The sequence below is a fragment of the Bartonella sp. AA2SXKL genome (genome assembly GCF_042197205.1).
Classification (GTDB): domain Bacteria; phylum Pseudomonadota; class Alphaproteobacteria; order Rhizobiales; family Rhizobiaceae; genus Bartonella.
Map to the genome: position 1 here is coordinate 276,485 of NZ_JBHIRN010000002.1, position 8,052 is coordinate 284,536.

Sequence of the window (8,052 nt, forward strand, 5' to 3'; positions counted from 1 at the left end):
TGAGGTTTTCTGAGAAATGCAAGAGCCGTACAACGAAAAAAGAGATGCAAATGCCTTAATACGCGTTTAGCTTATCAAAAAGGGGGATATAATGGCACTTTTTCCATTTTCTATTTCTGATATTGATGATCCGGAATGTATTCGTGTGGTTCTTTATGCTAGCGGAAGAATGGGACATGCTCCTTTAAACGCATTGTTGAAGAAAGCATATGAAGATATTACAAAAATTGCAAAGCGCATGGATGCTTTAGAAAAAAAATTAAATGCTCTAGATCTTATCAATGTCGAACAGAAAAAAAATGAGAAAGAAGAGAAGCAAGACAGTATTAATAGTGTTGTGAGTGGTGGAATAACGACACCAAACAGTTTTGTGAGCGCACCAGAAATTAAAACAGAATCATCGTCCGTTGGAGACATATTTTTTTCTCCAATATACGAGGCGCCAAAAATAGACTACAGCTCTTTTATTTCAAAATTTACAGCACATAAGCCGCTAGAAATACACAGTAGTGTTACTCAAAACATCAGTGTTGAGCATTCTAGAGAGATTTCTTCTTTGTTAGATAAGGAAAAATAGAAAAGAGTGATCATAACAATATGTATGGGTTGAAGCTATAGATGAGATAAACCTGATTTATATCTTCGGTGGGGATTGGAATTGCACTCTGTTTGAGATGTTAAAAAATGGTAAAAATTGATAGAGAAGCGTTGTTGCTGGATAAGTTGATCATGCGTTGTTGGGGAGAGTAGGGCGCATATTGAAATCTAAGGGTAAGTTTTTAAAGCCTACAGAGCAAGGAGCCATGCCCAAATAGAAACGCATGGCAAAAGAAGCTTTAAAAAGATAAAAAATCGTGCAATCATTTTAAAAAGCTTTTGGATAGAGCGTTTGATGATTTTAACTCTATAAATAATTTGCGGTTTTTACGCTTTTTTAAAAGAGAAAAAGTGCAGATCCTCGCAATTTTAATTTGTTAAAAATCCCATAAAAAGAAAATGTTAATTGCCAAAAGGACAAAAGCAGAAAAATGCCTATAAAAAAATCATGCGTATCGTTGTGTTTTTTCTTATAAAGAAGAGAAATGCTGTACTGTTGGAGCAGGCTTGAAGGCTAACGTTTCACTTGTTTTCTTATCAGACAAGATTGTACAAGCGGTTGTTGATTTGTCTTATCCTGTTTATGCTGTAAAGACTGTCCTTTCAGGTGTGATGATATAAGGCAAGTCTCTTTGTAAGAGCTTCCATGATACAAAAAGTGTTTTTTAAAGGGCGTGGCAAATATTTAAGGCAGGCTTATTTGTTGAGCTTTAAGTTTAAATCAATCACATGTGAGAAAGCCAAATGGACCCCACTGCAATCTGGGCTGTTGATAAATCAGATTGGGTGAAGAATCTTCATCTTTTGAAGTGGTGAATGTAAGTTAAGAAAAACCAGCTTTTACAAGCGTAAAAGAACGGGTCTTATTATAATTATGGACTTAAATCATGTGTGTTTTTTCATGGATTATATTGAGATAAAGCTACAAAGTATTTTGATTTATTTGATACGTTTTTATTTTAGAAAGTGTATTGTTATAAACAGCTCTCCTCAATACGAATGTATCATTATTTATACTCTTTTTGGATATTTTTATAAATATAATTAAAAAGCTTGCAATACTATACGTTTTGTGTATAAGTATTTATTATTGATTTCTTTTGTATTTTATTTAGTTATATCTCTATTCATAAGCCGCGCCTTTAAATGGTGCGGCTTTTTTTACTTTCTAATAACAGGGGCGCTATATATTTGTTATTGAGATGGCTTTGGATATTTTTCTCATTATTGTATTTTGTGATTTCATTTTGCAGTGAAATCTTTAAATTCTTGTGTGTTTTATCCCAATAGGGAAGATTCAAATAAAAATGCAGGCGTCTGGGGTTGGTTTCTTTGCTTTGGTTGGGGGGCGTTGAATAGTTAAAGAATCTTTGTGATTGTTTGACGGAGAATGATATGAGGTGAAGCATAAAATGGTGGCGCATTTGAAGGGCCATTATCATACATGCCAGCATGGTCAAAAATGCAAATGTGTCTTTAACAGTGTTTGTTGATCTCGATTAGAAAGTCCATTCTTTTTTGTTAGGAGTTTTACATCTATAATCTCTTATCTTGTTTTAGCGACTGCTTTTTGAGGGGGCGGTAATAGAAGGCGTATAAGATTTTATATATGAAGTGTTTGTGTGGTGAATAACGGTAAATCCATTGAGCACTCCCATCTTTACGCTTATGTAGAGGCAAGCCCGCACCATTATTGTATTTTCTAGCTCCCAATTTTGCTACGGTCTTTGACACTTAAGACGATTCATAAGAGGCATATGCCTTTCTTATACAGTTTTTAATCCACATGCTAGCTCCGCTTGTAACTTGTAAGCAACATGGTTTTGATTGTTTCAATAGAAAACAAACTTCGGATGAGAGAATCCTATGGTGTTCGGGTTTCTCATTCAACATGTAAAACAATAAATATTCTTTATAAATCAATATGACATGTCTTAACAAAGACGAATTGTTTATAGATCCGCATGGATGAAGAATCTTCGTCTTTAAAAGTGGTGAGAGAAAATCATCAGCCCTATTTTTTCATAAAGGGCATGAGAAAAGTGTTTCATAAGAATTATATACGATAAGAATTATACGGTAAAAAAGAGAGTCTTTTGACATAAGAGTCTTGATCGTTTGCGGCTATAACCTGTATTGTGTACACAGATACTTCTATCATTTTTTGCTGTAAAAGCTTCTCTTGGGATATTAAAGGGTACAATCTTTATGGAAAAAAGAATCCGAGCAAGACAAAAGGCTTATTTCAAAAGATTATATCGCAAGATTGCTTTTGTTTGCATAATACTTTTTTGTATAGTGTTTTTGTGTTTTGTTGTTGCAAAGGTGGTTAGTTATTTTTCTTCTCATAAAAAAGTAACACAACAAGAACCCGTTGAATTGGTTATTCCTGTTTTTGATCTACGCGTATATTGCAAGGAAATTTCTGCTTCCGTTATGCCCGATATGAAAAGAGAGGTTTATCAGCATTGTCTTAATTTGGAAAGTGAGGCCTATTTTGCTATTCGTGAAATGTGGGATAAGCTTTCTGATAGTGCTAAAAAACAATGTTTGACGAGGATCCGTCCTGGGGATGGAAATTATTTTCTCTTACGAGACTGTTTTCTTAATGAAAGAGAAAATAAAACAGGCAAAAGGCGCAATTACTTTTAAGTTTTTATAGGGAACGTTAAAAGGATGCGAATTTTGATAAAAAGATAAAAGCCTCTTAAATGACTATCTGCCTCATGACCAATAGCAGCTTGATTTATTTATCTTGTTATATCGCACTTCTTATTTAAGGTGTGGCGACATAAGGTATGGATGGCCTCCTTGAAATATTTAAGGGGGCGGGGTGGAGTTTCAGGAGGGTTTGTTGCGCTTTTTAAAGGGAAATAACGAGTGTGGGAAATCCATTTCGTAATGGTTTTGGTGAATGGTATAATGGTAAAACCATCATGAATGTATAAAATTTATAGAGCATGTTCATCTTTATGGTTTGAACAAAGAATAAGCCGGTACTATCTCACACTTTGCTCGCTCCCAATGGTGCCTCTCGACAGCCCCTTAGCCTTAGAGAGGGTTCATAAGAGGCACTTTTAGTCTTTTTTATTGTTTTTACTCCACGCAGGTTTTCCTACGTGTAACATGCAAGAAAAAGAGATTGATTCAACAGCAAACAGATTGAGGATGAAAAATCCTACGGTATTAATTTTCTTACTCAACACAAAAAATATGAATTATCATTACAAATCAATTTAGTGTATGAATTTTATAAGTATTTTCATTGTTAACAGACCAGTGTGATTTGAGAACCTTCATTCTTTGAGGGTGTAAGTCAATAGACATGACAAAAATGAGTAAAAAACATTCCTTTTATAAACATTTACGGCTTCTTCATGCGTAAAGCGCTGTGCTGGGTTTAAAAATGTGCTTGTTTTATAATTCTAGTTTTCTTTATCAGAAAAGATAAGTAAGGAAATACGTTAGGCCATTCTTATTGATAGGCTTTGAGGAGGGTATTTTTTTGAGAAGAAGCTGATTTTTAAAAAAGTGTGACATATTGGTCGTTTTTTTCATAATTTGATATTTTTTTGTATTTAAATATTTTGTTTTTAAGCTCAATTTGTTATAAATAAAAACTGTGATTAACTTAAAAACTCTATGGGTTAAAATAAAAATTGATAGTATCATTGACTTGTTTGGGAAAGAAGATTGATCTCTTGGTGATTATAGGGCTTGAATAATACTTCGTGTTAATCTATCTATAAAAGTTAAGAGGTTTTGTGAGGCGATCGTGGATTATCGCTCGCAAGGGGTTGCTTTAGCGATGAAGAGAGGCTATATTTATAAAATAAAGAGGTTCGCGCAGTGACTCGTTGGGATGGAAGTGCTTGTGAGTTAAATGCACGAGGGGGTAGAGAATATCGGCGTTTTTAGGAGCGGTGGTTTTAGAGCAAAAAAGGAAGCTTCTACTATTCTCTGGCAGGAATTTTTTCTTTGTCGGGTGTGTTATATGTGTGTTTTCCTTTTTGTTTTCCACAAGATAATTATTTTTTTAGTGAAATATGGTTTATTTTAAAAAAAACACTTGGCATTTTACGTGAACATCATTAGGTTTCTGCTGTTTGACAGAGAAAAAGGGAATTTTTGATTTACGATTTCCCTGCTGTTTTGTGATTTTCAAGAAAATATATGCTTTTATCAATATCAGTAGGGTTCGTTTGAGTGAAATAAACGCGGATAGCTTGATAATCGTATGTTAAACATGATCAGCATTATCAAAAGATAATGTAATGAGGAAGCGTCAATTAAGACACACATAAGACAAACACTCCAAAAAGGGATAAAGATGAGGCCACAACAAAATAGACGGGTACGCGGTCGCAATAATAACAATAATGGTAATAACAATAATAATCGTCGCGGTCCTAATCCGTTGTCTCGCAATTATGAAAGTAGCGGTCCGGATGTTAAAATTCGCGGGAATGCTCAGCAAATTGCCGATAAATACATAAGCCTTGCGCGTGATGCACAAGGTGCAGGTGATCGTGTTATGTCGGAAAATTATTTACAACATGCCGAGCACTATTTGCGTATTATTTTAGCAGCAGCTGGGCAAATGTCTCAATCGGTTCGGCGTGATGAAAATCGTGGTGATGAAAACGAAAATCGTGATGAAAACAATGGGCAAGAATGCGGTGAAATAAATCTTGATGGTGAAAAAAAGGATGCTGTCGAGGGTGATACAGATGTATTACAAATGTCGTCGCAAAAAAATGGCAATGGCCAATATGATAAAGCGCAAAATGGGGATGCGCGTGAAAACGCTTTAGAGGCTCTATCGGATGAAAAAACAGATCAAGAGCACTGCCTCTCTGAGAAAAATGTTGAACCTGTCAAAAAAATACGTCGTTCTCCTCGTCGACGTACTGTACGGACTCAAGATGAATCATCTCTTGAGCTTTCACTTACAACAGCAGAAAGCTCTAGCAATGGAGATGCATCAACAGCAACAAAAACAGCAACAAAAGAGGATTCTTCTTTGCCTGGATTAGGTGAGGGGATACAGAGAAAACCACGCCGTCGCCGAGTGGTCAATCTTGAGGCAGAGGAAAATGTTTAAACCTGAAGGGTGCTGTGTAAGCGCACTTGTGTGGTGATGTTATTGGTATCATGATAATAAATTATAATATGCTCAAGAAGCTTCTTGCGCTTTCCTTGAGTTTTCACGGGGCTGTATTGAGACTTAACGAAGGCTGTTGACAGAAAAGATTGCCTCTTTGCTGAGATTTAAGTAAGGGGATACAGGGGAAGATGCGTCGTCGCTCAAGTGGTCAATCTTGAGGCAGAGGAAAATGTTTAAACCTGAAGGGTGCTGTGTAAGCGCGCTTGTGTGGTGATGTTATTGGTATCATGATAATAAATTATAATATGCTCAAGAAGCTTCTTGCGCTTTCCTTGAGTTTTCACGGGGCTGTATTGAGACTTAACGAAGGCTGTTGACAGAAAAGATTGCCTCTTTGCTGAGATTTAAGTGAGGGAATACAGGGAAAACCACATCCGTGTATTTTAAGAGGCAGTTCTTTTATGAAGAACGCAATGTCGTTGTTTTATTTAATTCACACTTATATTCAATGTATTCATGCCCATTTCGCACTGGTGTTCATGAATTCTATCATGTGAAATCCATCGGTTATCTTTGCTTAATAAAAGATGTAAACTGGGCGTTATTGCTTTAATTTTCAATGTTGCAACAGTTCTTCTTTTGATACCTGATCATTCATAAGAGGTATTTTATTCATCCATTTCCTTGCTGGGATATGTGAGGAAATGATTTTGATTCAGTTTTTTACGAACAGATTTGAAAGGGAGAATCTTACAGTATTTGAGGTTCTCATTTGACATGCAAAATAAATCATCACTATAAATTAATATGTTGAATTTTTGCACTCAAGAAGAGGTATTTCTTGCACGTTTATTAGCTTTTCCCAAGTGATGTCATTTTCTTAAAATGGGAATGCGTTGACAGAAAGGTTTCTTCTTTTCCAAGATTTAAGTGAGGGGATACAGTAAAAAACGCGCCGTCGCCCGTGTGGTGGATATTTAAGACTTATCACATTAATTTATAATAATAATTCATTGTTTTGAATGTTAGGTGAGAGCCCCTAAACCCCTAGAATTCTCTCATTTCCAAATTTGTTCCATGTTGGATCAACAAAAACCATTCGCTTGCACGTTGCAAACGGGGAGAGCCCGTGTGGATAAATTTGTATAAGAAGGAATAAAAATGGCTCTTATGAACTCTCTCTAGCGCCAAGGATTGTGGGCAACATCCACGAGTTGGTAAAGCGTGTGATAATGCCGGCTTGCAGAAAATGTTTAAACCTTCAGAATGCTATGTCAGCGCTTATTGATGTTAGTTTTCTTAATGAGGCATTATCTTCGCTCTCTCTTTTGTTGTTTCAACAGAAAGAATGGAGACAAGTGCACCGGTATGATAATTGTAAATCATAAATTTTGTTTGTCCATCAGGGGTTAAAACTTTCAGTACAATATTGTGTTCTGAGAGGCTTTGCGACAAAATCTGTGTTTTTTCCGGTAGAGAGAGCGTATGATGGATAACGTGTGGGTTTTTGCTGAGAGAGGAAGATAGCTCTGTTTGTTTTGGCGCTGATCCGGTTTTTATCACTTTATAAACAATTAAAAACAGTACGGTTAGAATAAGGAAAAGCGTTATTAAAACGGAAATAATCATTAAACCCATAAGTTTTTTTCTCACTCGTTCTACGGCAGGGTCTAAAGGGAGATCTTGAGGCAGAGAATTTTGCTCTGTGTGATGGTCTTTTGAAGGGTGCATTCGCTTATTATCCATCATGTCTTTCATTGATTATTTTTTTTGAGATCTGATGGGTTTATGCTTTTAAAGTTTTTTGTGCAAGAGGTTTGTGGAAGAAGAATGTAAAAGAGGAAGCGATGTTGGTAAAATATCTTCTTTGTGTACTGTAGACAGCTTGTCCTTTACGTTTTGGCTTTTAAGAAGAAAATTTCCACGGTTTGTTACAGACCAGATCAAGTTTACTTCTTGTTGATGTAAACTGGGTTGTACGTTTATACATTGAGCAAAAATTTGTTGTCCATAAAGTGCAAACTTTTTTGTGGACGGGACCATGGCCTGTTCACAAGCTTGAGCCGTGGGATAGATTTTAACCATTGTATTGTTCGAATAGCAACTATTAAAATCATCTGTACATGAAACTAATAAGAGGATAAAAACAAGGGGATTCATCAATTATTTTCCAAATGACAGGTTGACAGAGCGGACTCCAATTTGTCAGCCTAGGGACTTCTTCACTGTTAAACGCTTTCAAAGTTTTTTAGTTCCCCTTTGAGATGGGTTTTCCCCTTTGAGATGGGTTTTCCCCTTTGAGATGGGTTTTCCCCTTTGAGATGGGTTTTCCCCTTTGAGATGGGTTT

At 35.9% G+C, this 8,052-nt stretch carries 5 protein-coding genes; 3 read left to right on the top strand and 2 right to left on the bottom strand.

Annotation, left to right across the window (positions count from 1 at the left end; genetic code table 11):
- Window positions 1-91: 91 nt before the first annotated feature.
- The 3 genes from ACFINS_RS02590 (at window position 92) to ACFINS_RS02600 (ending at window position 5,701) form a co-directional block, all read left to right on the top strand.
- On the top strand, window positions 92-577 hold the full coding sequence (locus ACFINS_RS02590; RefSeq protein WP_375611687.1) for a hypothetical protein: 486 nt from the start codon (window positions 92-94) through the stop codon (window positions 575-577).
- A 2,228-nt stretch (window positions 578-2,805) separates the two neighbouring features.
- Window positions 2,806-3,249, top strand: a complete 444-nt coding sequence (locus ACFINS_RS02595; RefSeq protein WP_375705872.1) for a hypothetical protein — start codon at window positions 2,806-2,808, stop codon at window positions 3,247-3,249.
- A gap of 1,678 nt (window positions 3,250-4,927) precedes the next feature.
- Window positions 4,928-5,701 (top strand): DUF4167 domain-containing protein, encoded by a 774-nt coding sequence (locus ACFINS_RS02600; protein WP_375611688.1) that lies wholly within the window; start codon window positions 4,928-4,930, stop codon window positions 5,699-5,701.
- A gap of 1,302 nt (window positions 5,702-7,003) precedes the next feature.
- Here the strand turns inward: ACFINS_RS02600 and ACFINS_RS02605 are convergent.
- Together ACFINS_RS02605 and ACFINS_RS02610 are read right to left on the bottom strand one after the other, a co-directional pair.
- Window positions 7,004-7,453 (bottom strand): hypothetical protein, encoded by a 450-nt coding sequence (locus tag ACFINS_RS02605; RefSeq protein WP_375611689.1) that lies wholly within the window; start codon window positions 7,451-7,453, stop codon window positions 7,004-7,006.
- A gap of 45 nt (window positions 7,454-7,498) precedes the next feature.
- Window positions 7,499-7,864, bottom strand: a complete 366-nt coding sequence (locus tag ACFINS_RS02610) for a hypothetical protein (RefSeq protein ID WP_375700857.1) — start codon at window positions 7,862-7,864, stop codon at window positions 7,499-7,501.
- Between the last annotated feature and the right edge of the window lie 188 nt (window positions 7,865-8,052).